The 21,329-nt window shown below is 64.1% G+C and carries 21 protein-coding genes and 1 pseudogene; 13 read left to right on the plus strand and 9 right to left on the minus strand.

All coding sequences use genetic code 11. The features are described from left to right. Positions 1-90: 90 nt before the first annotated feature. Positions 91-960 (plus strand): transporter, encoded by an 870-nt coding sequence (locus tag MF4836_RS03230; RefSeq protein ID WP_078469092.1) that lies wholly within the window; start codon positions 91-93, stop codon positions 958-960. 145 nt (positions 961-1,105) lie between these two features. Beyond that, positions 1,106-1,807, plus strand: a complete 702-nt coding sequence (locus tag MF4836_RS03235; RefSeq protein ID WP_078469093.1) for a DUF3053 domain-containing protein — start codon at positions 1,106-1,108, stop codon at positions 1,805-1,807. A 58-nt stretch (positions 1,808-1,865) separates the two neighbouring features. On the opposite strand, the gene MF4836_RS03240 is transcribed toward MF4836_RS03235, so the two are convergent. Then, complete coding sequence (locus MF4836_RS03240; protein WP_020298887.1) at positions 1,866-3,650, minus strand: IlvD/Edd family dehydratase; 1,785 nt, start codon at positions 3,648-3,650, stop codon at positions 1,866-1,868. Between the two features lie 48 nt (positions 3,651-3,698). Further along, positions 3,699-4,880 (minus strand): fumarylacetoacetate hydrolase family protein, encoded by a 1,182-nt coding sequence (locus MF4836_RS03245; protein WP_078469094.1) that lies wholly within the window; start codon positions 4,878-4,880, stop codon positions 3,699-3,701. 113 nt (positions 4,881-4,993) lie between these two features. Here MF4836_RS03245 and MF4836_RS03250 point away from each other — a divergent pair, with 113 nt between their 5' ends. The 7 genes from MF4836_RS03250 to MF4836_RS03280 all read left to right on the plus strand — a co-directional run bounded on the left by MF4836_RS03250 (position 4,994) and on the right by MF4836_RS03280 (position 12,410). Then, on the plus strand, positions 4,994-5,944 hold the full coding sequence (locus tag MF4836_RS03250; protein WP_078469095.1) for a LysR family transcriptional regulator: 951 nt from the start codon (positions 4,994-4,996) through the stop codon (positions 5,942-5,944). A gap of 128 nt (positions 5,945-6,072) precedes the next feature. Continuing rightward, complete coding sequence (locus MF4836_RS03255) at positions 6,073-7,653, plus strand: aldehyde dehydrogenase (NADP(+)) (protein ID WP_078469096.1); 1,581 nt, start codon at positions 6,073-6,075, stop codon at positions 7,651-7,653. Between the two features lie 89 nt (positions 7,654-7,742). Continuing rightward, positions 7,743-9,125 carry an MFS transporter gene (locus MF4836_RS03260; RefSeq protein WP_078469097.1) on the plus strand — a complete coding sequence of 461 codons (1,383 nt, stop codon included), beginning with the start codon at positions 7,743-7,745 and terminating at the stop codon, positions 9,123-9,125. Next, positions 9,122-9,862: an SDR family oxidoreductase gene (locus MF4836_RS03265; protein ID WP_078469098.1), complete on the plus strand. Its 741-nt coding sequence runs from the start codon at positions 9,122-9,124 to the stop codon at positions 9,860-9,862. The genes MF4836_RS03260 and MF4836_RS03265 overlap by 4 nt, the downstream gene beginning before the upstream one ends. A 40-nt stretch (positions 9,863-9,902) precedes the next feature. Then, a complete protein-coding gene (locus MF4836_RS03270; protein WP_078469099.1) occupies positions 9,903-10,751 on the plus strand; it encodes an ureidoglycolate lyase in 849 nt (282 codons plus the stop codon). Between the two features lie 84 nt (positions 10,752-10,835). Further along, positions 10,836-11,624, plus strand: coding sequence for a hypothetical protein (locus tag MF4836_RS03275; RefSeq protein WP_078469100.1), 789 nt, complete (start codon positions 10,836-10,838; stop codon positions 11,622-11,624). Between the two features lie 84 nt (positions 11,625-11,708). Beyond that, a complete protein-coding gene (locus tag MF4836_RS03280; RefSeq protein ID WP_078469101.1) occupies positions 11,709-12,410 on the plus strand; it encodes a hypothetical protein in 702 nt (233 codons plus the stop codon). Between the two features lie 10 nt (positions 12,411-12,420). On the opposite strand, the gene MF4836_RS35745 is transcribed toward MF4836_RS03280, so the two are convergent. The 6 genes and pseudogenes from MF4836_RS35745 to MF4836_RS03305 form a co-directional block, all read right to left on the minus strand. Next, entirely contained in the window at positions 12,421-12,921 is a 501-nt protein-coding gene (locus MF4836_RS35745) for a GNAT family N-acetyltransferase (RefSeq protein WP_238596120.1), read from the minus strand. A gap of 9 nt (positions 12,922-12,930) precedes the next feature. Beyond that, positions 12,931-13,488 (minus strand): annotated as a pseudogene (locus MF4836_RS35750) (HD domain-containing protein); the annotation flags it as partial. A gap of 124 nt (positions 13,489-13,612) precedes the next feature. Then, positions 13,613-14,170: a helix-turn-helix domain-containing protein gene (locus tag MF4836_RS03290; RefSeq protein WP_078469103.1), complete on the minus strand. Its 558-nt coding sequence runs from the start codon at positions 14,168-14,170 to the stop codon at positions 13,613-13,615. A 156-nt stretch (positions 14,171-14,326) separates the two neighbouring features. After that, positions 14,327-16,567: an ATP-binding protein gene (locus tag MF4836_RS03295; RefSeq protein ID WP_078469104.1), complete on the minus strand. Its 2,241-nt coding sequence runs from the start codon at positions 16,565-16,567 to the stop codon at positions 14,327-14,329. Then, positions 16,564-17,178 (minus strand): biliverdin-producing heme oxygenase, encoded by a 615-nt coding sequence (locus tag MF4836_RS03300; protein WP_078469105.1) that lies wholly within the window; start codon positions 17,176-17,178, stop codon positions 16,564-16,566. Before MF4836_RS03300 ends, MF4836_RS03295 begins: the two co-directional genes overlap by 4 nt. A gap of 223 nt (positions 17,179-17,401) precedes the next feature. After that, positions 17,402-17,773, minus strand: coding sequence for a hypothetical protein (locus tag MF4836_RS03305; protein WP_078469106.1), 372 nt, complete (start codon positions 17,771-17,773; stop codon positions 17,402-17,404). Positions 17,774-18,040: 267 nt separating this feature from the next. On the opposite strand from MF4836_RS03305, the gene MF4836_RS03310 reads away from it, so the two are divergent. Then, the gene (locus MF4836_RS03310) at positions 18,041-18,589 is read left to right on the plus strand and encodes a glyoxalase superfamily protein (RefSeq protein ID WP_078469107.1); all 549 of its coding nucleotides are present in this window, start codon (positions 18,041-18,043) and stop codon (positions 18,587-18,589) included. Between the two features lie 63 nt (positions 18,590-18,652). On the opposite strand, the gene MF4836_RS03315 is transcribed toward MF4836_RS03310, so the two are convergent. Beyond that, a complete protein-coding gene (locus MF4836_RS03315) occupies positions 18,653-19,105 on the minus strand; it encodes an Lrp/AsnC family transcriptional regulator (RefSeq protein WP_078469108.1) in 453 nt (150 codons plus the stop codon). A gap of 184 nt (positions 19,106-19,289) precedes the next feature. Between MF4836_RS03315 and MF4836_RS03320 the strand changes: the two genes are divergently transcribed. Genes MF4836_RS03320 through MF4836_RS03330 form a run of 3 tightly spaced genes read left to right on the plus strand, consistent with a single transcriptional unit; the run spans position 19,290 to position 21,265 of the window. Continuing rightward, on the plus strand, positions 19,290-19,907 hold the full coding sequence (locus MF4836_RS03320) for a LysE family translocator (RefSeq protein WP_078469153.1): 618 nt from the start codon (positions 19,290-19,292) through the stop codon (positions 19,905-19,907). Between the two features lie 22 nt (positions 19,908-19,929). Next, positions 19,930-20,763: a 3-methyl-2-oxobutanoate hydroxymethyltransferase gene (gene panB, locus MF4836_RS03325; protein WP_078469152.1), complete on the plus strand. Its 834-nt coding sequence runs from the start codon at positions 19,930-19,932 to the stop codon at positions 20,761-20,763. 16 nt (positions 20,764-20,779) lie between these two features. Continuing rightward, positions 20,780-21,265, plus strand: a complete 486-nt coding sequence (locus tag MF4836_RS03330; protein ID WP_078469109.1) for a MaoC family dehydratase — start codon at positions 20,780-20,782, stop codon at positions 21,263-21,265. The last annotated feature ends 64 nt before the right edge of the window (positions 21,266-21,329 follow it).

A 21,329-nucleotide genomic window follows, 5' to 3' on the forward strand; every position in this document is an offset into this window, starting at 1 on the left:
ACGGGGGCCCCCCGGCATCTGCCGGGCAGGCTCACGGGCGTGCCGTGCCTTAGCCATTCCAACAACAATATCCGCTAGACAGGTGAACTGATGAAAACGCTTTTTTCCAGCAAAAGTGCTGCCTTGCCGTGCTCGCTGTTATTGGCCTTGCTGGCCGGCCAGGCCCAGGCCGACGTCAAGCCCGACTCCGGCGACTACGCGGCGCTGCCGGCGGGCACCGACCTGCTGTTGCTGTACCAGCAGAACCCGCGAATCGACAAGTCGTACCAGGGCGGTAAAAAAGTCGCCGACAACCTCGACCTCGACCTGACCGTCGAAGTGCTGCGGCTGGTGCACTTCACCGAGTTTTTCAACACCGGCTATATCTGGGACCCGCAGATCGTCATCCCCTACGGCCATCAGGACCTAGGGGCCAGCGGGCAGAAGTACACCGGCTTGGGTGACATCACCTTTGGCGCCACGCTCTGGACCCTGGCCGACATGGAGCGTAACCGGCACCTGGGCTGGTCGATGTTCATCACCGCGCCCACCGGCGACCACAAGAACCAGGGGTTTGCCCTGAGCAACAACCGCTGGGCGGCGGATTTCCAGGTCGGTTATGTCCATGGCTTCAACGACAAGTGGACCTGGGACGTGATTGGCGAAACCGAGTTCTACCAGGAGCAGCGCGACACCGGCGCCCACCGCGACCCGCTGATCCAACTGCACAATCACTTGCGCTACAACTTCACCCCGCAGACCTCGGTGGCCCTGTCTTATCGGCATAACTGGGGCTCGCGCGAGACCCTCGACGGGCAGGCCCTGGACACCAGCCACAACAACGGCACCGTGGGGCTGTCTGCAACCACTATGCTCGGCAAACAGTGGCAGGTGATGGGCCAGTACTGGCGCGACGTGGCGGTGCGCTCCGGGCCGATGACCGACCATTCGCTGCAATTTCGCCTGGCTTATATCTACTGAAGATGGGGGCCTCGGGCATGGCAGGGCAGGTCGGGCGAACCCCGGGTGAAAGCGGTGGTCTGACTGGCGTCGAGCGCGTATGCTCGCCGACGCTTTTCAGGGGTCGACCCCGGCAAGCGCTTATCTTTTTTCGGAGGTCCATGACATGAAGTCCCTGTTTCGTCCCGGTTTGCTGCTGGTTCTGGCGCTGCCCCTGGTACTGGCCGCTTGTGGCGACAAAGAACCCGAGCAGCGCGCAGCGTTCAGCCAGTTTCTGCAGACCCGCATCCTCGACAAGCCTGGCGTACGCGTGCCGCAACTGACCGCCGATGAGAGCAAAGCGTTTGGCGACTACAGCCGTCACTACGCGGTGATCAGCGATTTCAATGCCGGCATGGACGCGTCGGTCAAACCTTTGGGCGAGCTGATGCAGAAGGGGTCGATGCGTTCCCTGGGCGATGTCATCGCCCGTCGTGACGATATCCAGGCGATCCAGGCCGGACTCAATAAGATGAGTACCCAACTGACCAGCGAACAGGCCAAGGCGGATGCGGCGCATGCCCAGCTCAAGCAGCCCGAGGACTTGAAGGTGGTGTATGACAAGGCCTACGACAAGACCGTCAGCGTGCCGGCCAACACCTTTCGCGAGGTGCTGCCGCAGATCAACGGCACCTTCGACAGCAGCCTGAAGATTGCCGATTACGTGAACGCTCACAAAGGCCAGATCGAGATTTCCGGGGCGGTGGTCAAGGTCCAGGACCCTGCAGTCCAGGCCGAGTTGAATGCCCTGCTGCAAGAACTGAACAGCCAGGCGAAAAACGTCCAGCAGGCCCAGGCCCGCTTGCAGAGCCTGATGACCGGCCGCTAAGCCGGCGCAAAAAAAACGCCACTCAATCGAGTGGCGTTTTTGTATGGGTCGCCGACGGTCAGTGGGAATGCCGCGGTTCGCCGCTGCGGGCGATGATGCGCAGGTGCAGGGTGGCGGGCTCCAGGCAGCCGCCAGTGGAGAGTTGGCCGACCAGTTGTCGGTAGAGTTCCTGCCACGGGGTTTGCGAGGCGGGGATGCTGGGTTTCCACAGCGCTCGGCGCCGCTCCAGCTCGGCCTCATCCACCAGCAGATTGACCTTGCGCGCGTTGAGGTCGACGCTCAGCCGGTCGTTGGTTTGCAGCAGTGCCAGGCCACCACCCACGGCCGCTTCCGGCGACATATTGAGAATCGACGGGCTGGCCGAGGTGCCGCTCTGGCGGCCGTCGCCCAGGCACGGCAGGGAGTCGATGCCGCGCTTGATCAGGGCTGCGGGCGGGGCCATGTTCACCACCTCGGCGCTGCCCGGGTAGCCAACGTTGCCCACGCCACGGATCACCAGGATGCAGCGTTCGTCGATATCCAGCGCCGGGTCGTTGATTCGTGCGTGGTAGTCCTCAGGGCCTTCAAACACGATGGCCCGCGCCTCGAAGCTGTTTTCCGCACCGGGCTCGGAGAGGTAGGTCTTGCGAAACGCCTCGCCCACCACCGACATTTTCATGATCGCGCTGTCGAAGAAATTGCCGCTGAGCACGATAAAGCCCGCACGGTGTTTGAGTGGCGCGTCAAAGGCGTGAATCACGTCGGCATTGCTGGTCAGGCTATTGCGCACGATCTCGCCGATGCTCAAGCCGCTGACCGACGCACAGTCCTCGTGCAGGCGCCCGGCCTTTTGCAACTCGTGCATCACCGCCGGTACGCCGCCAGCGCGGTGGAAGCCTTCGCCCAGGTACTTGCCGGCTGGCATGCAGTTCACCAGCAGCGGCACGTCTTCGCCGATGCGTTGCCAGTCATCCAGGCTCAGCTCGACTCCCATGTGCCGGGCGATGGCGATCAGGTGCGGCGGGCAGTTGCTCGAAGCGCCCAGGGCCGAGGCCACGGCAATCGCGTTTTCGAACGCCTCGCGGGTCATGATCTGTGACGGGCGTACATCCTGGCGCACCAGCTCGCAAATACGCTTGCCGGTGGCATAGGCCATCTGCCCGCGCTCACGGTAGGGCGCCGGAATGCTCGCGCAGCCTGGCAGCGACATGCCCAGGGCTTCGGCCAGGGCGTTCATCGACAGCGCGGTGCCCATGGTGTTGCAGTGACCGACCGAGGGCGAGGCCGCGGTGGTCATTTCCATAAAACCTTCGTAATCGATGTCGCCGGCGGCCAGCAGGTTGCGTGCATGCCACAGCACGGTGCCGGAGCCGATCAGCTCACCCTTGTGATGGCCGTCGAGCATCGGCCCGCCCGACAGCACGATGGCCGGCAGGTCGGTAGTGGCCGCCGCCATCAGGCAGGCGGGGGTGGTCTTGTCGCAGCCGGTGGTCAGCACCACGCCGTCCAGCGGGTAGCCGTGGAGGATCTCCACCAGCCCCAGATAGGCCAGGTTGCGGTCCAGCGAAGCGGTGGGCCGGCGAGTCTGCTCGGCGATGGGGTGCACCGGAAATTCCATGGGGATGCCGCCGGCATCGCGAATCCCGGCCTTGACCCGCTGTGCCAGCTCCAGGTGGTGGCGGTTGCACGGGGTGAGGTCGCTGCCGGTCTGGGCGATGCCGATGATCGGCCGCCCCGATTGCAGCTCTTCGCGGGTCATGCCGTAGTTCATGTAGCGCTCGACGTAGAGCGCGGTCATATCGGCGTGGGCAGGGTCGTTGAACCATTGTTCGCTGCGCAGCGGGCGTCTCGGGGTGTCGCTCATGGTGCGGTTCTCTCTTGTAATTGGGATGAATCGATACCGGCGGCGGCCTCAGCGGGCGAGCAGGCCGCGCGCGGCCAGGTTGCGCAGCAGGGCGCTCAGGCCAAAGGTCCAGGGCGCGGCCTCGCTGCTGTGGGTCACCTGATTGTGCAGGCTGCCCAGCAACGGGCTGCTGATGCTGACCTGGTCTCCCAGCTTGTGGGTGAAACCGCCGCCGACGTGATCACGGTCCTCGGTCGGGGCGAACAGGGTACCGAGAAACAGCAGGAAGCCGTCGGGGTATTGGTGATTGGCGTTCAGGGTCTGCTGCACCAGGTCCTGGGGATCGCGGCTGATCTGGTCCATGGAGCTGGAGCCCTGGATCCGGTAGCCATCTTCGCCCCGCACCTCAAGGTCGACCACGCAGCGGCGCACGTCATCCAGGCTGAAGCCTTCATCGAACAGACGAATGAACGGCCCGATCGCGCAGGACGCATTGTTGTCCTTGGCCTTGCTCAACAGCAGCGCACTGCGCCCCTCGAAGTCCCGCAGGTTGACGTCGTTGCCCAGGGTCGCGCCGTGGATCTGCCCTCGGCTGTTGACCGCCAGCACCACCTCCGGCTCGGGGTTGTTCCATTGCGAGCCGGGGTGGATACCGATCTGGCTGCCGCTGCCGACCGCGGCGAGCACCGGGGCCTTGGTGAAAATTTCCGCATCCGGGCCGATTCCGACTTCCAGGTATTGCGACCACATGCCTTGTTCGATCAGCAGCGCCTTGAGGCGCTGAGCCTGCTCGGAGCCGGGGACGATCGAGCGCAGGTTGTCGCCGATGACCCCGTGGACGATGGCCCGAACCGCTTCGGCCTTGCCCGCATCGCCGCCGGCCTGCTCCTCGATGACCCGCTCAATCATGCTGGCGGCGAAGGTCACGCCGGCGGCCTTGATCACTTGCAGGTCCAGGGGCGGCAACAGGAACGGCTTGCCCGGGTCGCTGCCGGCACCGCTATTGGCCAGCAGCTCGTCGAGGCTGCAGATAAAGGTGCCTGGGGTCTGGCGCAACGCCTCCAGCGGCGAATCCGACTCCAGCAGCTCGCTCAAGGTGGCAAAACGTGCCGACAGATCGAACACGCCGTCGGCACGCAGAGCAATGGCCGATGGGCCGGCGATGGCTCCCGGGACCCAGGCGCGGCCGATCAGGGTGCCGCTCACGCCATCGGCGGGCAGGGTGTTGTGTGGGGTAAGCAATATCGACATGACGACTATTCCAGGTCCGTAAAGCCTTCACGCTAGGGCTGGCGGTCGATAAACTCCAATGACATATTTTCAATTATCGATAACGTACGGTTATTGTTTTGCGGGGGAGTGTCATGTCGGACCTGTCATTTTCAAGCTTCTGCGGTTGGCTCAAATTCAGGCATTTGCTGCTGATCGACACCCTGGGACGCACGCGCAACATGCACCTCGCGGCGCAGCAGATGAACCTCAGCCAGCCGGCCATCAGCAAGATGCTCAAGGAAATCGAGAGTCTGCTGGGCTTCGCCCTGTTCGAACGCCAGCCGCGTAGCATGCCGCCCACTGCCCTGGGCGAGCACGTGGTGCGGTATGCGCAGATTGCCCTCAATGATGCCCGGGCCTTTGTCGGGCAGATCAGCAGCCTGCGCGAAGGCGGCCACGGCCATCTCAAGGTCGGCGGGATTTTTGCCGCGACCGCGATCGCGCTGCCCGAGGCCATATTGCAGATCAAGCAGCGCTGGCCGTTGCTGTCGATCGAAGTGGTGGAACAGACCAGTAACCACTTGATGGAGATGCTCGAAGAGAAAAAGCTCGACCTGGCGGTGGCGCGCTTCACCGAACAAAGCCAGCGCCGGCGCTATGACTTCCAGCCCCTGGCCCCGGAGCCGTTCTGCATCGTGGTCAACAGCCGTCACCCGCTGGCCGAGGCCGGGCCGATCTCGCTGCAGCAACTGGTGGACCTGCCCTGGATCCTGTACCCGGTCGGCACCCCGATTCGCGGGCGCATGGAGCTGGCGTTCGCCGACGCCGGGGTGGAGATGCCGCGCAATACCGTGGACACCATTTCCATGCAGACCTTTCTCCAGGTCCTGCAACGGGGGCCGATGATCGGCATGCTGCCCGATGCCATGGTCAAGCCGCTGCTCGACAGCGGCCAGCTCAGGACCCTGGACACGCCTCTGCACCTGGTGCCCCAGGACTACGGGATCCTGACGCGCAAGGGCGAGCCGCTGGTGGGCGCGGCCTTGGAGTTTGCCGAAATACTCCTGGAAAACGCCCGGCTGACCCGGGAACAGGGCGGTTGAAAGGGCACCGATGAAGCGGCGCTTCCGATAACGGGGCGTTATCGGTTAATCCAAAAATGCCATTGGGAAAGAATCGCGACCGGGCAGTAGAGTACGGACCAGATTTCAATCCGGGTCAGGAGACTGTCATGCCCCAATTGTCCGGTCACAACTTTATCGCCGGTGGCCGCAGCGCCGCTGGCTCGGTGCTGCTGCACAGCGTCGATGCCAGCACCGGCGAAGCGCTGCCGGGTGCTTTCGTCCAGGCCACCCTGGCCGAAGTCGACGCCGCGGCGAATGCCGCTGCCCAGGCCGACCAGCTCTATCGCCATTTGCCGGCCGCGCGCCGCGCCGAATTTCTTGATGCTATCGCCGCCGAGCTGGATGCCCTGGGGGACGATTTCGTGGCCCTGGTGAGCCGTGAAACTGCACTGCCGGCAGGCCGTATCCAAGGGGAAAGGGCGCGCACCAGCGGCCAGATGCGTCTGTTTGCTCAGACCCTGCGCCGGGGTGACTTTTACGCTGCGCGCATCGACCTGCCGCTGCCGGCACGCCAGCCGCTGCCCCGGGTCGACCTGCGGCAATGCCGCCTGGGTGTGGGCCCGGTGGCGGTGTTCGGTGCCAGCAACTTCCCCCTGGCGTTCTCCACCGCCGGCGGCGACACCGCTGCCGCCCTGGCCGCTGGCTGCCCGGTGGTGTTCAAGGCCCACAGCGGGCACATGGCGACCGCCGAGCGGGTGGCTGAAGCGATCGTGCGCGCCGCCGAGAAAACCGGCATGCCGGCCGGGGTGTTCAATATGATTTTCGGCTCCGGGGTCGGCGAAGTACTGGTCAAGCACCCGCTGATCCAGGCCGTGGGTTTTACCGGTTCACTCAAGGGCGGCCGCGCGCTGTGCGATATGGCTGCCGCCCGGCCGCAGCCGATCCCGGTGTTTGCCGAGATGAGCAGCATCAACCCGGTGCTGCTGCTACCCGAAGCGCTGGCGACCCGAGGCGAGCAGATTGCTGCCGAACTCGCCGCTTCGGTGGTGATGGGGGCCGGGCAGTTCTGTACCAACCCGGGGTTGGTGATCGGTATCCGTTCGCCGCAGTTCAGCGCCTTTATCCAGCGCCTGAGCACCCTGATCGGCGAGCAGCCGGGGCAAACCATGCTCAATGCCGGGGGCTTGCGCAGTTATGTGCAGGGCTGCGACGCCTTGCGGGCGCATCCGCAGATCCGCCATCTGGCGGGCGCGGCGCAACAGGGCCAGCAAGCCCGGGCGCAGGTGTTCCAGGCCGATGTCAGCCTGCTGCTGAGCGGCGCCGAACTGCTGCAGGAAGAAGTCTTCGGCCCGGCCACGGTGCTGGTGGAAGTGGCCGACCGCACCGAGTTGCTGGCGGCCTTGCACGGCCTGCACGGGCAACTGACCGCCACCCTGATCGGCGAGCCGACCGAGCTGGGGCACGCTGGCGAACTGGTGACGTTGCTGGAAAGAAAGGTCGGCCGGGTCCTGGTCAACGGCTACCCGACCGGGGTCGAAGTGTGTGACGCCATGGTCCACGGCGGTCCCTGGCCGGCCACCTCCGATGCCCGAGGCACCTCGGTCGGGACCCTGGCCATCGAGCGTTTCCTGCGCCCGGTGTGCTACCAGAACTTCCCGGACGCCTTGCTCCCCCAGGCTTTGCAGAACAGCAACCCGCTGCACCTGACGCGCTTGGTCAATGGGGAAAATACCAACCAGGCCGTGTAATCCGCTGCACCGCCGGCTGAACGACTCAGCCGGCGCGACCCATTCGATAAAAACAATCAGGCATGTCCACATGCCCAGGGGTTATCTCCATGCAAACCATCTCCGAGCACCTGCCGGCGCAGGCGCAAGCCCGCGAACTGGATTTTGAAGACCGCACCTACCGCAAAGTCATCTGGCGCATCCTGCCGGTGCTGTTGCTGTGCTACATGGCCGCCTACCTGGACCGGGTCAATATCGGCTTTGCCAAGCTGGACATGCTCAACGAGCTGCAATTCAGCAACACCATCTACGCCCTGGGCGCGAGCATGTTCTTCTGGGGCTACTTCCTGTTCGAGGTGCCGAGCAACCTGTTGCTGCATCGCTTCGGCGCGCGCTTCTGGATCGCCCGGATCATGCTCAGTTGGGCGGTGATCTCCATGGCGGTGGCCTACACCGTGCCGCTGGCGGGGCTGTTCGGCATCGAATCCCACACCATGTTCTACGTGCTGCGCTTTTTGCTGGGGATCTGCGAAGCCGGCTTTTTTCCCGGGGTGATCCTGTACCTCAACTACTGGTTTCCAACCCATCGCCAAAGCCGGGTGATGTCCGGGTTCCTGATGGCGATGCCCATCAGCCTGACCCTGGGCGGCATTCTTTCCGGCTGGCTGATGAACAGCATGCAAGGGGTGCAGGGCCTGTCCGGCTGGCAGTGGATGCTGATCATCGAGGGCATTCCGTCGATCATCATGGCGTTCGTGGTCATCGTTTGCCTGGCCGATAACATCGACAAGGCCAAGTGGCTGTCGGCGGCAGAGAAAGCCCTGCTCAAGGCCAATCTGCAAAGCGACAACCAGGGTAAGGCCACCCGCTTGAGCGAGGTGTTTTTCAACCCGCGGGTGTGGTTGCTGGTGCTGATCCTGCTGACCTTCAATACCGGCTTCTACGGCCTGGCGTTCTGGATGCCGTCGATCATCAAGAGCACCGGCATCACCAACAGCCTGCACATCGGCTTGCTCACGGCGATTCCCTATGCCGTGGCCACGGTGGCGATGCTGCTCAATGCACGGCATTCCAACCGTACCGGCGAGCGCCGGCTGCACGCGGCGATCCCGGCTTTTATCGGCGGTGTGGGGCTGATCCTCAGTGCGTTTTTTGCCGACAATCTGCTGCTCTCGGTGTTGTTCCTGAGTGTCGCCGCCTCCGGGATCCTGAGCCTGATGCCGCTTTTCTGGACCCTGCCGGGCACTGTGTTGTCCGGGGTCGCGGCGGCTGCCGGGATCGGCATGATTAATGCCATCGGCAACCTCTCGGGTTTTACCGGCTCGATGATCACGGCCGTGGCGGAAAACCTCACCGGCAATATCAACAACGGCACCTACGTCCTGGCCCTGTGCCTGTTTGTCAGCGGCGGGCTGATCCTGGCGATCCCCGCTGCCATGCTGGGGCGCAAGGCCAAGGCCGCTGATGCCACTGCGAAGGTGGAAGGCCGATGAACATGCGCGACAAACGGGTGCTGGTGACGGCGGCCGGGCAGGGCATAGGCCGGGCCAGCGCCTTGGCCTTTGCCGAGGCAGGCGCCGAAGTGTTTGCCAGCGACATCGATATCGACAGCCTGCACGGCATCGACGGCGTGACCCCGCTGCTGCTGGATGTGACCTCAAGCAGCGCCATCGCTGACGCCTGCCAGCGTATCGGTGGCCTGGACGTGCTGTTCAATTGCGCAGGTTATGTGCACAGCGGCAGCATCCTTGAGTGCGACGAAGCGGCCTGGGCGCGCTCGATGGAGATCAATGCCAGCGCCATGTACCGGGTGATTCGCGCCTTTTTGCCGGGCATGCTGGAGCGCGGCGGCGGTTCGATCATCAACATGGCGTCGGTGGTGTCCAGCGTCAAAGGCGTGCCCAACCGTTTTGCCTACACCGCGAGCAAGGCCGCGGTGATCGGCCTGACCAAGGCTGTGGCCGCCGACTTTATCGGCCAGGGCATCCGCTGCAACGCCATCTGCCCGGGCACCGTGGAGTCGCCATCGCTGCGTCAGCGGATTGCCGAACAGGCCGCGCAGCAGGGCGTCAGCGAGGCCCAGGTGTATCAGCAGTTCCTGGATCGCCAGCCCATGGGCCGGATCGGCTCTGCCGGCGAAATCGCCCAGTTGGCGCTGTACCTGGGCAGCGATGCATCGGCCTACACCACCGGTGGCGTGCACGTGATCGATGGCGGCATGAGCATCTGAGCCTGGGCTTACCCCTTTTAGAAAAAAGCAGGAGTAGCACATGAAATTATTGCGTTATGGCGAAAAGGGCTCGGAGAAACCGGGACTGCTGGATGCCAACAACCAGATCCGCGACCTCTCGGCCCATGTCACCGATATTGCAGGCGAGGCCTTGAGCCCGCAGCGCCTGGCCGCCCTGGCCGCGCTCGACCCCAACAGCCTGCCGCTGGTGGCCGGGCAGCCACGGATCGGCGCTTGCGTCGGCCAGGTCGGCAAGTTTATCTGCATCGGCCTGAACTACGCCGATCATGCTGCCGAGTCGAACATGGAGGTACCCAAGGAACCGGTGATCTTCAACAAGTGGACCAGCGCCATCTGCGGCCCCAACGACGATGTGCAGATCCCTCGGGGTTCGCGCAAGACCGACTGGGAAGTGGAAATGGGCGTGATCATCGGCACCGGTGGGCGCAACATCGACGAAGCCAACGCCATGCAGCACGTGGCCGGCTACTGCGTGATCAACGATGTGTCCGAGCGCGAATGGCAGCTCGAACGCGGTGGCACCTGGGACAAGGGCAAGGGCTTCGACACCTTCGGCCCCCTCGGCCCATGGCTGGTGACCCGTGATGAAATCCCCGACCCGCACGTCCTGGACCTGTGGCTGGAGGTCGATGGCCAGCGCTACCAGAGCGGCAATACCCGGACCCTGATCTTCAGCGTGCCGCAGTTGATCGCCTACCTCAGCCGCTGCATGAGCCTGCAACCCGGTGATGTGATTTCCACCGGCACCCCGCCCGGAGTCGGCCTGGGCATCAAGCCGCAACCGGTGTACCTGCGCCCGGGCCAGACCATGCGCCTGGGCATCAGCGGCCTGGGCGAACAGCGCCAGCTCACGGTACAGGCGGACTGATTGCGCGGCCTGTTTCAATAGGCCTGGCTCCGGCCTCGCAGCCCCGGTACATTGGCGCCCATTGTCGAACCGGGGGGAGAGGCTATGGCGCCTGACGGCGAGTTGCGGCTGTTTGCCGTGCCGATGTGCGGCGGGCTGGTGTATGCCGGCGCCAAGGCGTTGGTCCTGGGACCGAGCGCTGCGGCGCTGTTCTCGGGGTTTTTGTTTGGCAGCGTGATTGCCATTGTCCTGGGGCTCCCCTTGCTGCTGTGGGGGGATCGGCGCTGCCCAGGCTCCAGACTGCGGCACCTGCTCAGCGCGCTGCTCCAGAGCCTGGCGGCCAACCTGCTGCTGGGCCTGCCCTTGGGCACACTTTTGTGGTCGACGCTGGCGGGCGGCCTGGCCCTGGGGCTGTTGTCCAGCCTGGTGCTGTTGGGCATCGAACGCTTGCCCAGCCGAACCCCAGCGCATAGGCGCAGCCCCGGTTCAATCATCGCCGTGCCGCTGTCGGGCGGGCTGACACTGGGCCTGGCGGCGACCCTGTTCATGGAGCACAGCCTGGGGGCTTTCTGCCTGTTCTTCCTGATTGGCGGGCTGCTGGGCATGCTGGTGTGCTGGCCGGTCCTGTGGCTGGTGGAACGTTGCCTGAACACGTCCTGGCGTTACCTGGTCGGCGGGGTTATCAGCAGTGGCCTGATCTGGCTGATGTCCGCGCTGCCCCATTTTCTCGACTATGCCCGGGCCTCCGTGTCTGCCGACTATCCCTGGCCATCACGATTTGGCCAGGGGGCGTTGCTGTTCCTGGCCCTGGGTCTGGTGGCAGGCGGCCTGTGCACCGCGCTCAATGCGCTGTTCGCGCGGCTATGGCGGCGCAAGGACCTGGTGCGGCCCTAGTCCGGGGGCCGGCTTGAGTGGCTGCGACGGCTCACGCTCTGTATCCTGCCCGACCTTCATCGCCGTCCTGCAAGGAAGCCCCCCATGTCTGTTTTTCGCTGCCGTTACGCGCTGCTGGCGTGCGTCTTGCCCCAGGTGTGCCTGGCCGGCGCGGCGTCGATCGATCCCCGGGCAGAAAGCCTCTACCAACAAGCTGTGCCTTATCTGCAACAGGCCAACAGCAAGCTGGAAGTGGTGCCTGCCGACATGCCCACCGCGAGTGCCGAGGACAAGCAGCAAGGCATGCTGCTGATCGACCAGGCCGGCGCCTTGATGCGGCCGGCCATGGGTCTGCTGGAACAGGCCGCTGCGCTGCAACACCCGGTGGCCGAATATCGCCTGGCGCTGATCTACGTGATGCTTTATCCAAGCGAGGAGGTGAAGGCCAAGGCCTGCCCCTTGCTTGAGCACAGCCTGACCCAGGGGTTTGCGCCGGCGGCGCTGGAAATTTCATCCTGGTGCCTGCCATTCACCGACACCCCGCAGTACCAGGCAGCGTTGCATGCCGTGGAAGATGCCATGCCGAGTTACGCGCAGTACTTCCCACAGCCGGTGGTCAGGCTTGAGTGCCGCCGCGAGCAACCCCAGGGCCTGGCGATGCAGTGGGGCAGCAGCCGCGACTATCAGGCGGAAATCTACCGCCTGCTAGGGGACAGCAACCGCGCGCAACGCCAGGCGTTTTATCAGAAGGCGCTGGACATCAACGATTGCTACAAAGCCAAGCGGCGCATGGCCATTGCTCAATAGGCAGTTGCACCTATTCGGTCGCGGCAAATGCCGGGTGGTACTGCACACGCCCGACCGGCAGCGGGCCGCCGAAGGCCAGCGTCTGGAAGCATTCTGGCAGTACACCGGGCAGCTCGAGGCCCGGATGGGCCCGGAACCCGAAGCGCCCGTAGAACCCCGGGTCGCCCAGCACTACGCAGCCCGCAGCGCCGAGGCACTGCAACCGGGCCAGGGCCGCCTGCATCAAGCGTGAACCGATGCCTTGCTCCTGTCGATCGGGACGGACGGAGATCGGTCCCAGGCCATACCAGCCAGCGGCACCAGAGGAAAGGGTCACCGGTGAAACGGCCACGTGACCGATGATTCTGTCGTTGTCCAGGGCCACCAGGGAGACGCTCAGTTGCTCGGCGCGGCGCAGTGCCGCGACGATGAATGGCTCGCTGTGGCTTGAGTGTTCTTCGTTGCAAAAGGCCGCTTCGATCAGTTGGGTGATAGTTTCGATGTCCGCGGCCTGCTCATCGCGCAGGCTGATAGTCCTATGGATATGTGCGTTTGTGTCCTGGTCGATCAGTGTGCGCAACGTTTTGAACAATGGATCGGCGTCGGTGTAGCGCTTGCCGTAGGTCAGGTTGAACGGGTAGTCGAAATCCGCCGGGTTGAGCCCCTGATTGTGTTGCAGGAGCGTCTCCAGCTTGTCCAGCGCCTTGACGGCCTTGGCCTCGGGCGACAGGGCGTTTTCGTAGTCATCCCAGAGCGCGAGAATTTCCTCACTCAACCCCGGATCCAGGCTGCGGGTCAGGAGCATGAGGTCACTTCTTTCCTGCTGGCTCTTGTTGGGAAATGCATGCTGGCTGACGGCCGGGATGTCGCCGTTGATGGCTTCTCCGACATCATGAATGACGCACAGCTTGAGCAGTTTCAGCAGGTCGAGGCCGCTCAGTTCATCGGCGAAGGTGATCGCCATAAGGCATAGGCGCCAGCTATGTTCGGCCGTGCTTTCGGGGCGCCCGCACGAGGTATGGGCGCTTCTGAGCACGTCCTTGAGCTTTTCCGCCTCGCGCAGGAAGTCGAGTCGCCCTTTGAGTTTTTCAATATTCATCCATTCGCCCCAGTCGATCGACCCGCTGCATGCCTGGCGGCACCGTTTCAGGTCAGCGCCCAGACTAGGACCGGTGCCAACCAGTGTCCACGCATAAAGTATGCGCGCGCGGGAGGGGGCGGGCTTAGAGGGTCTCAACCAGGCGCGCGGCGCTGCCATCGGAAAGGGGGATGCGGGTCCAGCGACAGAGGCTGTGGCAGATGGGCACCAGCGTCGAGCCGTTGGCCCCGGTGATGAATTCCACGGACGGTGGCGCGTGGGTTTCACGCCAGCCGGTCTGATCCAGCGCGGACTCCGCGGCATGAATCTCCTGCGTGGCAAACCCCCACAGCGAATGCCCCAGAAGTTCGTTGAGCGGACGGGCGAACTGCTCCGCACGCGGGGCGGAGCAGGCCAGCAGCCGGTGGGTCAGGTCACAAATCAGATGAACCGGCCGTGGGCTTTCCCGCACCAGCCTGGCCAGGGCCTGGTCGGCGGCGGCATCCAGGCGCGCGGCCAGCAGTTGCTCAAGCAGTTGGCGGGCTGTGGGTTCCATGGCCTGCACGCCGCTCTCCCAGCGGGAAATGGTCGACTGAGTGACCTTGAACAACTCGGCGGCGTGGGCCTGTTTCACCCGGTGCAGCAGGCGCCATCGCCTCAGGGCAACGCCCGGCAAGACGGGTTTGAGCAATAGGTCGGACATTCGGGGTACCAGAAAAAAGGCGGGCGCCAGCGTGAGCGACGCGGCAGTTTGATCACGCCCGGGGCCAACTGCAAATTCGCAGGATCGGTGGCGATGCCGGAAAGTGGCCCCAGGGCGCCGCCGAGTCAGGGCACCCGACGACGTGACTGACATTGATCAACTGGTGGTGATCGCACTCCTGGGCACGGTAAAGCGAAACTCGGTCCCGGTCCCGACTTCACTTTCGGCCTCGATCCGCCCGCCATGGGCTTCGACTATGCCCTGGGTGATGTACAGCCCCAGCCCGGTGCCGGTGGGGTTGCCGTCCTTGATGGTCCAGTAGCGGTCGAAGACGTGGGGCAGTTGATCCTGGGGAATGCCTTCGCCGGTATCGCGCACGCTGAACACGATGTCCTCCCCGGAGGACATCGCCACCACGCCGATCTTGCCGCGCCGCGGGGTGAACTTGATGGCGTTGCCCACCAGATTCGAGAGTACCTGGAACAGACGCTCCGGGTCGGCGTGGATCGACAGCTGCGGCTCGGCCTGGAAAGAGATCTCGATGTCCTTATCCAGCGCCAACGGCGTGAGCAGGGCCTGAGCTTCTTCGAACATTTCCCCGACTTCCAGCGCTTGCGGCTTGATGGTGTAGCGCCCGGCATCGATTTTCGAGGTGTCGAGCAGGTCTTCGAGCAGGGTGTTCATCCGCCCGGCGGCCTGTTGCATGGTGTCGATGGCGGTCGAGATGCGTCGCGAGGTGTGCGGGCCGTCGGAGCTGAAGGCCTTTTGCATCATGCCGCACAGCATCGAGATCACGGTCATGGGGTTGCGCAGGTCGTGGGAAACCACCGCCACCAGGTCGTCCCGGGCCTGTACCGCGCGCTGTTCGCGCAGCACCTGGCGCGCCAGGTCGCTTTCCAGCGCCGAGCGCCGCAGGTCATTGGCGGCGAACAGGTCGCCATGGCTCCACTTGGTGGCGATGCCGGCCATTTCCACTTTCCAGATCTCGAACGAGGTCCGCGGACGCAAGCGCAGGCCCGATTCGGAGTCTTCCAGGTTGAGCGGCTTGTTCGGGTCGCCGCTCCAGTTGATGTTTTCCTTCACCTCGGGGCGAAACCACAGCACACCGTTGTCCACCGGCTTGGGGAGGCTCATTGCAAGCACGCCGCTGGCGACCTGGGTAAAGGCGGCGGCAGGCGGGTAGAGCAACGACAGCTGGTGGCTGGAAAACACCTTCTGCGACGACGCTTGCAGCCATTTGTGCAGGGCGCGGATGTCATCGGGCTCGGGGCAGTTGCCGTAGCGGTGCAACTGTTTGTCTTCGATGATCGCCACGCCGCCGGCATCGGCCAGGGCCAGCAGCAGCTCCGGTTGTTGGGCCAGGCCGTCGAACACGTTTTCCGTGGAGTCGATCATCGCCTGGTTGAGCTGGGCCAGGGTTTCGACCTTGGCCTCGCGCTGGCGGCTGACTTCCAGCGCTTCCATCGCGCTGATCTGCAACGACAGCACCTGGCCGATGGTCTGGCAGGCGCTGCGCAATTCGTGGGGCACATGCAGTGGCTGGCGATTGCCGCAGCTGATCAGGCCCCAGAGCTTGTCGCCCTTGAGCAGCGAGATGCTCATGGAGGACAGCACCCCCATGTTCTTCATGTACTGGCAGTGAATCGGCGACACGCTGCGCAGGTTGGCGAAGCTCAGGTCCAGCGGCTGACCGGTATCCGGGCGCAGCTTGGGCACCAGCGGCACCGGCTGGTAGTCGGCATCGGGGATGATGCGCAACCAGTTGGTGCGGTACAGCTCGCGCGCCTGCTCGGGGATGTCGGAGGCCGGGAAAAACAGGCCCTGGAACACTTCCATGGACGGCGACGAGGCTTCGGCGATCACCTGGCCGTGACCTTCTTCCTCGAAGCGATAGATCAGGACCCGGTCATAACCGGTGATGGCCTGGATTTCCTGCACGCTGATTTCATACAGCGCCTGCAGGCTTTTGGCCGCCTGCAGGCGTTGCAGCATTCGCCCCAGGTTGGTGGCCTGGCCCGCGACCTTGGCCGGCTCGGCCTGAACTTCCAACTCCAGCACCAGCACGCCCTGATGGCGGTGCACGAAACCTTCGAACACACCGCCATTCAGTGAAAAGAACAGCTCGGGGGCTTCCAGTTGGTTATCGTGCTGCGCTGCCAGCTCGACCTGCTGCGTGTACTCGGCGCCGATCAAATGCTCCAACGGCGCGCCCACGCTCTCGTCCGGTGTGCGGCCCAGCAGGGTCTGGACGTTGGCGCTGATCTGCAGTATGCGCAACTCGGGCTCGGCCAGGGTCAACAGCACGCCGTGGGGCTGAATCGCGCCGGGGGTGCGGATGGGTTCGTCATCACAGTTGGCCAGCAGCTCTTCGAAGGCTTTTTTGTCCAATGGGTTCATAGCAGCACCTCCGAGCGGTCAAGCCAGTGTTCAAAAGATGAAAACGTATCCTGGGCGGCGTTCACCGCCTCTTGCCGTGCGTCGGCCTCCAGGGGCCAGGCCCCCAGGTAGTCGGTGAACTCGCGCCAGCGGCGGCCGGTGGCGGCGCCATAGATGTCGAGAAACGCCGCGCCGTTGTCCGCGTCCAGTTGCAAGCGGGCGGCAATCTCGCGCCGCAGGATCTGCCCGCCCAGGGTGGCGCCCTCCAGCACATAGAGCACCCCCAGGCAGGCCTGGACCGAAGGCGTGCCAGGCAGCGACGGGCACTGGGGCAGGGCGTCGATGGCGGCGTCATCCAGGCCCAGGGCCAGCAGGTCGCGGCGCAGGGTCGGGGCCTTGAGGCGCTGGTCCAGGCCAAAGTCGGCCGGCACCGCGTCGCTCTGCAGCAGGCGTTGCTCCAGAGGCTGGTAGAAGCCGTAGTAGGCCTTGATCAGGCGTAAATAGTGGGAGTGGCTCAGCAGGGGGGAGAAAAACGGCAGGCGCTTTTCCAGAGCAATGTGTAACGGAGCTGTTCCTGAGCGCAGGTTTTGCAGCAACAACGGAACATCAACGCTACGGACGTTTGATTGCATGTAAGTCAGCTCTAGCGGTCGGGCCTCATCACGGCCATGGGGCGGAGTGGAAGTGGGCTGAATGAACAATATCGCCAGCCGCACAACGGTCCTGCCAAGTGGATACGTTGGTGTTCCACCTGACGATCTGAGTCGCAAGAGTAAAAAAAAATTCCGGGCGCCGTGCAAAAAAATGGCGATTCGCTATTGATGGCGTGGTGCCCTGTGGCGCCAATGGCAGGGGTCATTCACGGGGGACTTCTTCGATACGGCCGCCGCAGCCGGTAAAGGACAGCTTGTAACCCTGGCGGCAGCTTCGCGCCTGTTCGGTGCGAGGGTCGACCGGGGCCGGGCCGCACACTTGCCCTTGGGGCGCGTCTCTTGAGCTGTTGTGCAGGCAACTCTGATAGCTGGCCATCATCGCGTCGTAGATGCCTGTATCGGCCTCCAACTGCTTGCTGGCGCGCTGCTCGCACTGAGCGACATCGGCATCGAGCTTGGCTACGCATTGCCGACCTTCGGCGCTGTCGGGCTGGACATAGCGGTATTGGGTGCAGCCGGACAGGCTGAGCAGGGCGGCGGTGGCGGCGATAACCAGGGGCAGGCGAATAGGCACGGGGCAGGGTCCGTCTGAAAAAGGGCTCGATCTATGACCCTGGACCGGGCATTCGGTTCTGCGGGTCTGCCAGGGCCAGGCTCCTGCTGCGCCCTCGCCACCGGGCGCAGGCTTGGGTATGATCGTCGCCGGCCGCTGCTGCCCGCCGCTCGCTCCCGCACAAGGGAAAGGTGAAAGCATGTGTTGTTGTTCCCAATCCTATCGCCACTCTTGAGAGTCGAGGTTTGGCAATGCGAGCACCGAAATGCCTCGATCACAGGAGCAACGATGTTTTCGATCGATCAAGCCAAACAGATGGCCAAGCGGCTGCGTGCCTCGCTGGAGACGCGCGATCAAGTGGTGTCTCACTCCGCCGCGCTGGAACTGGTGGCGCAGCAACTGGGCTACAAGGACTGGAACACCGCGGCAGCGCTGCTGCCCGAGCAAACCGCCCACGCCCAGCCAGCCACTGCGCCCGCCATAACGTTCGACAAACCCATCCCCATCCTGCGCATGTTCGATGAAGCCAAGGCCCGGGAGTTCTACCTGGATTTCCTGGGCTTCGGCGTCGAGTTCGAGCACCGCTTCGAAGCCGATCTGCCGCTGTACCTGGGCCTCAGCCGCGACGGCCTGCAACTGCACCTGTCCGAGCACCACGGCGATGCCAGCCCGGGTTCGACCGTATTTGTGCCAATGCACAATATCGAGCTGCTGCGTGACGAACTACTGGCCAAGCGTTACGGCTACGGGCGTCCACAGATTGTCCAGCAGGGCTGGGGCCAGGTGCTGGAAGTCTATGATCCGTTCGGTAACCGCATCCGCTTCTGTCAAAGCTGATGGGTTTGGCGGGCCGGGGTGACCCGGCCCAGCCCGGGGCCTGAGCATCGCGCTCGGGCCTCTCTACAACGGCAGTGGTCGGTCCTGGATCACTCGCTTCATCACCAGGGTCGAGGTCAGCCGCTGCACATTGGGCAGGGTCGACAGGCTCTCGTCGTACAGCCGCTGGAAAGCCGGCAGGTCCTGTGCGACGACGTGCAGCAGGTAGTCCGGCTCGCCGAACAGGCGCTGGGCATCCACCACCTGGGGGATTTCGATCAGCGCGCTTTCAAAGGCCTCCACGGCCTGCCTGTTGCCCTCGCGCAGGGTGGCAAAAACCATGGCGGAAAAGTTCAGACCCAAGGCGCCAGGGTCCAACTGTGCCCGATAACCCAGCAGCACCCCCGATTCTTCCAGGGCCCGTACCCGTCGATGGCAAGGTGAAAGGCTCAACCCCACCCGTTCGGCGAGCTCGGTGACCGACAACCGGCCGTCTTTTTGCAGTTCAGAAAGAATCTTCCGGTCAATTCTATCCATGTAGAAGAATCTCCCAATCTAAGGTGTTTTAGTGAGCATCTTTGAAAGTAAATTCTAGCAAGATTTGCTTATTCTTCCTCGCGTCATTAACCGCCGTACTGCGTCATGGATCAGGCAAGGGCGGCCTTGAATAGCGAGGCAGGACAATGCAAAGAGCGATGTGTCAATGGCGGTGGGCAGTCCCATGAGCTTGAGCGTTTTTGTGACGTTCTGGGCGGTGTCGGTATTGTTTGTGATCACCCCGGGTGCGGATTGGGCCTATGCGATTTCGGCGGGCCTCAAGGGCCGGGTGGTGCTCCCGGCAGTGGCCGGGCTGTTGTCCGGGCATGTGCTGGCCACGCTGATTGTGGCGGCGGGGGTCGGCACCCTGGTGGCCAACCATCCCCTGGCCTTGTCAGTGTTGACGGTGACCGGCGCGGGGTACTTGCTGTGGCTGGGCGTCGGCATGTTGCGCGACCCTGCCACGCCCCACACCGATCCGTCCGAAGCGCCAGGTTCGCCCAGGCGCTGGGCGCTCAAGGGTCTGTGTGTGAGCGGTCTGAACCCCAAGGTGTTCCTGTTATTCCTGGCGCTGCTGCCGCAGTTCACCAATGCCACGGCGCCCTGGCCGGTGCCGTTGCAGATGCTGGCCCTGGGGTTGGTGCATACCCTCAGTTGTAGCGTGATCTACCTGCTGGTGGGGTTCGGTTCCCAGGCGGTCCTGGGCGCTCGCCCAGCAGCCGCACGGCGGGTCAGTCGACTCTCCGGTGCGGCGATGATCATCATTGCCCTGGTGCTGCTCATTGAGCAGTGGCTGGGCTGATTTCTTATTCGAGAGCCTGATCATGAGCGAACAACCTTCACCCTATGCCGGCGCCGAGGTGCCCGTGCGGGTCCGGATTCCCCATCTGCAACAGATGAAACAGGCCGGGCACAAATGGACCATGCTCACCGCCTATGACATGTACAGCGCAGCGATCTTCGAAGAGGCCGGCATCCCGGTGCTGCTGGTGGGGGATTCGGCGTCGAACAATGTCTTTGGCAATACCTCGACCCTGGCGGTGACGGTGGATGAGTTGCTGCCGCTGGTGCGCGCCGTCAGCCGATCGATGCAGCGCGCGCTGGTGATCGCGGACTTGCCATTTGGCTCCTACCAGGCCTCGGCCGAACAGTGCCTTCACACCGCTGTGCGTTTCATGAAGGAGGCTGGTGCCCACGCGGTAAAACTGGAGGGCGGGATCGAGATGGTGCCCCAGGTGCAGAAACTGGCCGCCTCGGGCATACCGGTCATGGCCCATATAGGCTTTACGCCGCAGATGGAGCATCAGTTGGGGGGCTACCGGGTCCAGGGCCGGGGCGAGGACGCGCAACGCCTGATCGACAGTGCCTGGGCACTGGAGGCTGCCGGGGCCTTCGCCATCCTGATCGAGATGGTGCCGGCTGAGGTTGGCCGGGCGATCACCGAGGCGATCGCGATCCCGACCGTGGGCATTGGCGCCGGGCCGCACTGCGATGCCCAGGTGCTGGTCTGGCAGGATATGGCGGGGCTGCGCGACGGGCAGTTGCCGCGCTTCGTCAAGCAATACGCCGATCTGCGTTCAGTGTTGCGCGGCGCGGCCATGGCGTTTGCCCAGGAGGTGCAGGCAGGCGCCTTTCCCGGTCCCGAGCACAGTTTTTGAGCCCACAGGAGGCGTTATGAAGAGCCCAAGAGCCCTGGCCGCCGATGGCTTGCAAGTTGGCCAGGCATTCACCGTGGTTCGATGTTTTACCCGGGAGGACGTCCAGCAATTCGCCAGGCTTTCCCGGGATTACAACCCGGTGCATTGCGATGCCGCCTACGCCGAGCTACGCCGGTTCGAGGCGCCGATTGCCCATGGCCTGCTGACCGCCAGCCTGCTCACCGAAATCGGTGGGCAGATCGGCTGGCTGGCGACGACGATGAGTTTCGAATTCAAGCGCCCGGTATACCCGGGCGAGCAGTTGACCTGCCACTGGCTTATTTCCGCGATCGACCCCCGGGGGCACGCCAGGGCCGAGGTGCAGATCGTCAACGCCGAGGGCGTGAGCGTGCTGGAGGCAACCACGTGCGGGGTGCTGCCGGGGCCTGCCGAGCGTGAACGTCTCAAGCAAATGCTGGCCGAGGGCGACCCCAGCAACGGTGCAGCTCAAGCCGCAGGCTGAGCGCGGGCCAGGCTTGCTTCACCAGTGCCCGCTCGCAAGTCAAAGCGTGCGGGCGGGTTGCGGC

The organism is Pseudomonas sp. MF4836 (assembly GCF_002018875.1).
GTDB lineage: Bacteria > Pseudomonadota > Gammaproteobacteria > Pseudomonadales > Pseudomonadaceae > Aquipseudomonas.

Bases quoted from the DNA above. Each gene is read 5' to 3' on its own strand.
- MF4836_RS03230 (WP_078469092.1), top strand. From the start codon at position 91: ATGAAAACGCTTTTTTCCAGCAAAAGTGCTGCCTTGCCGTGCTCGCTG.
- MF4836_RS03235 (WP_078469093.1), top strand. From the start codon at position 1,106: ATGAAGTCCCTGTTTCGTCCCGGTTTGCTGCTGGTTCTGGCGCTGCCC.
- MF4836_RS03240 (WP_020298887.1), bottom strand. From the start codon at position 3,650: ATGAGCGACACCCCGAGACGCCCGCTGCGCAGCGAACAATGGTTCAAC.
- MF4836_RS03245 (WP_078469094.1), bottom strand. From the start codon at position 4,880: ATGTCGATATTGCTTACCCCACACAACACCCTGCCCGCCGATGGCGTG.
- MF4836_RS03250 (WP_078469095.1), top strand. From the start codon at position 4,994: ATGTCGGACCTGTCATTTTCAAGCTTCTGCGGTTGGCTCAAATTCAGG.
- MF4836_RS03255 (WP_078469096.1), top strand. From the start codon at position 6,073: ATGCCCCAATTGTCCGGTCACAACTTTATCGCCGGTGGCCGCAGCGCC.
- MF4836_RS03260 (WP_078469097.1), top strand. From the start codon at position 7,743: ATGCAAACCATCTCCGAGCACCTGCCGGCGCAGGCGCAAGCCCGCGAA.
- MF4836_RS03265 (WP_078469098.1), top strand. From the start codon at position 9,122: ATGAACATGCGCGACAAACGGGTGCTGGTGACGGCGGCCGGGCAGGGC.
- MF4836_RS03270 (WP_078469099.1), top strand. From the start codon at position 9,903: ATGAAATTATTGCGTTATGGCGAAAAGGGCTCGGAGAAACCGGGACTG.
- MF4836_RS03275 (WP_078469100.1), top strand. From the start codon at position 10,836: ATGGCGCCTGACGGCGAGTTGCGGCTGTTTGCCGTGCCGATGTGCGGC.
- MF4836_RS03280 (WP_078469101.1), top strand. From the start codon at position 11,709: ATGTCTGTTTTTCGCTGCCGTTACGCGCTGCTGGCGTGCGTCTTGCCC.
- MF4836_RS03290 (WP_078469103.1), bottom strand. From the start codon at position 14,170: ATGTCCGACCTATTGCTCAAACCCGTCTTGCCGGGCGTTGCCCTGAGG.
- MF4836_RS03295 (WP_078469104.1), bottom strand. From the start codon at position 16,567: ATGAACCCATTGGACAAAAAAGCCTTCGAAGAGCTGCTGGCCAACTGT.
- MF4836_RS03300 (WP_078469105.1), bottom strand. From the start codon at position 17,178: ATGCAATCAAACGTCCGTAGCGTTGATGTTCCGTTGTTGCTGCAAAAC.
- MF4836_RS03310 (WP_078469107.1), top strand. From the start codon at position 18,041: ATGTTTTCGATCGATCAAGCCAAACAGATGGCCAAGCGGCTGCGTGCC.
- MF4836_RS03315 (WP_078469108.1), bottom strand. From the start codon at position 19,105: ATGGATAGAATTGACCGGAAGATTCTTTCTGAACTGCAAAAAGACGGC.
- MF4836_RS03320 (WP_078469153.1), top strand. From the start codon at position 19,290: ATGAGCTTGAGCGTTTTTGTGACGTTCTGGGCGGTGTCGGTATTGTTT.
- panB (WP_078469152.1), top strand. From the start codon at position 19,930: ATGAGCGAACAACCTTCACCCTATGCCGGCGCCGAGGTGCCCGTGCGG.
- MF4836_RS03330 (WP_078469109.1), top strand. From the start codon at position 20,780: ATGAAGAGCCCAAGAGCCCTGGCCGCCGATGGCTTGCAAGTTGGCCAG.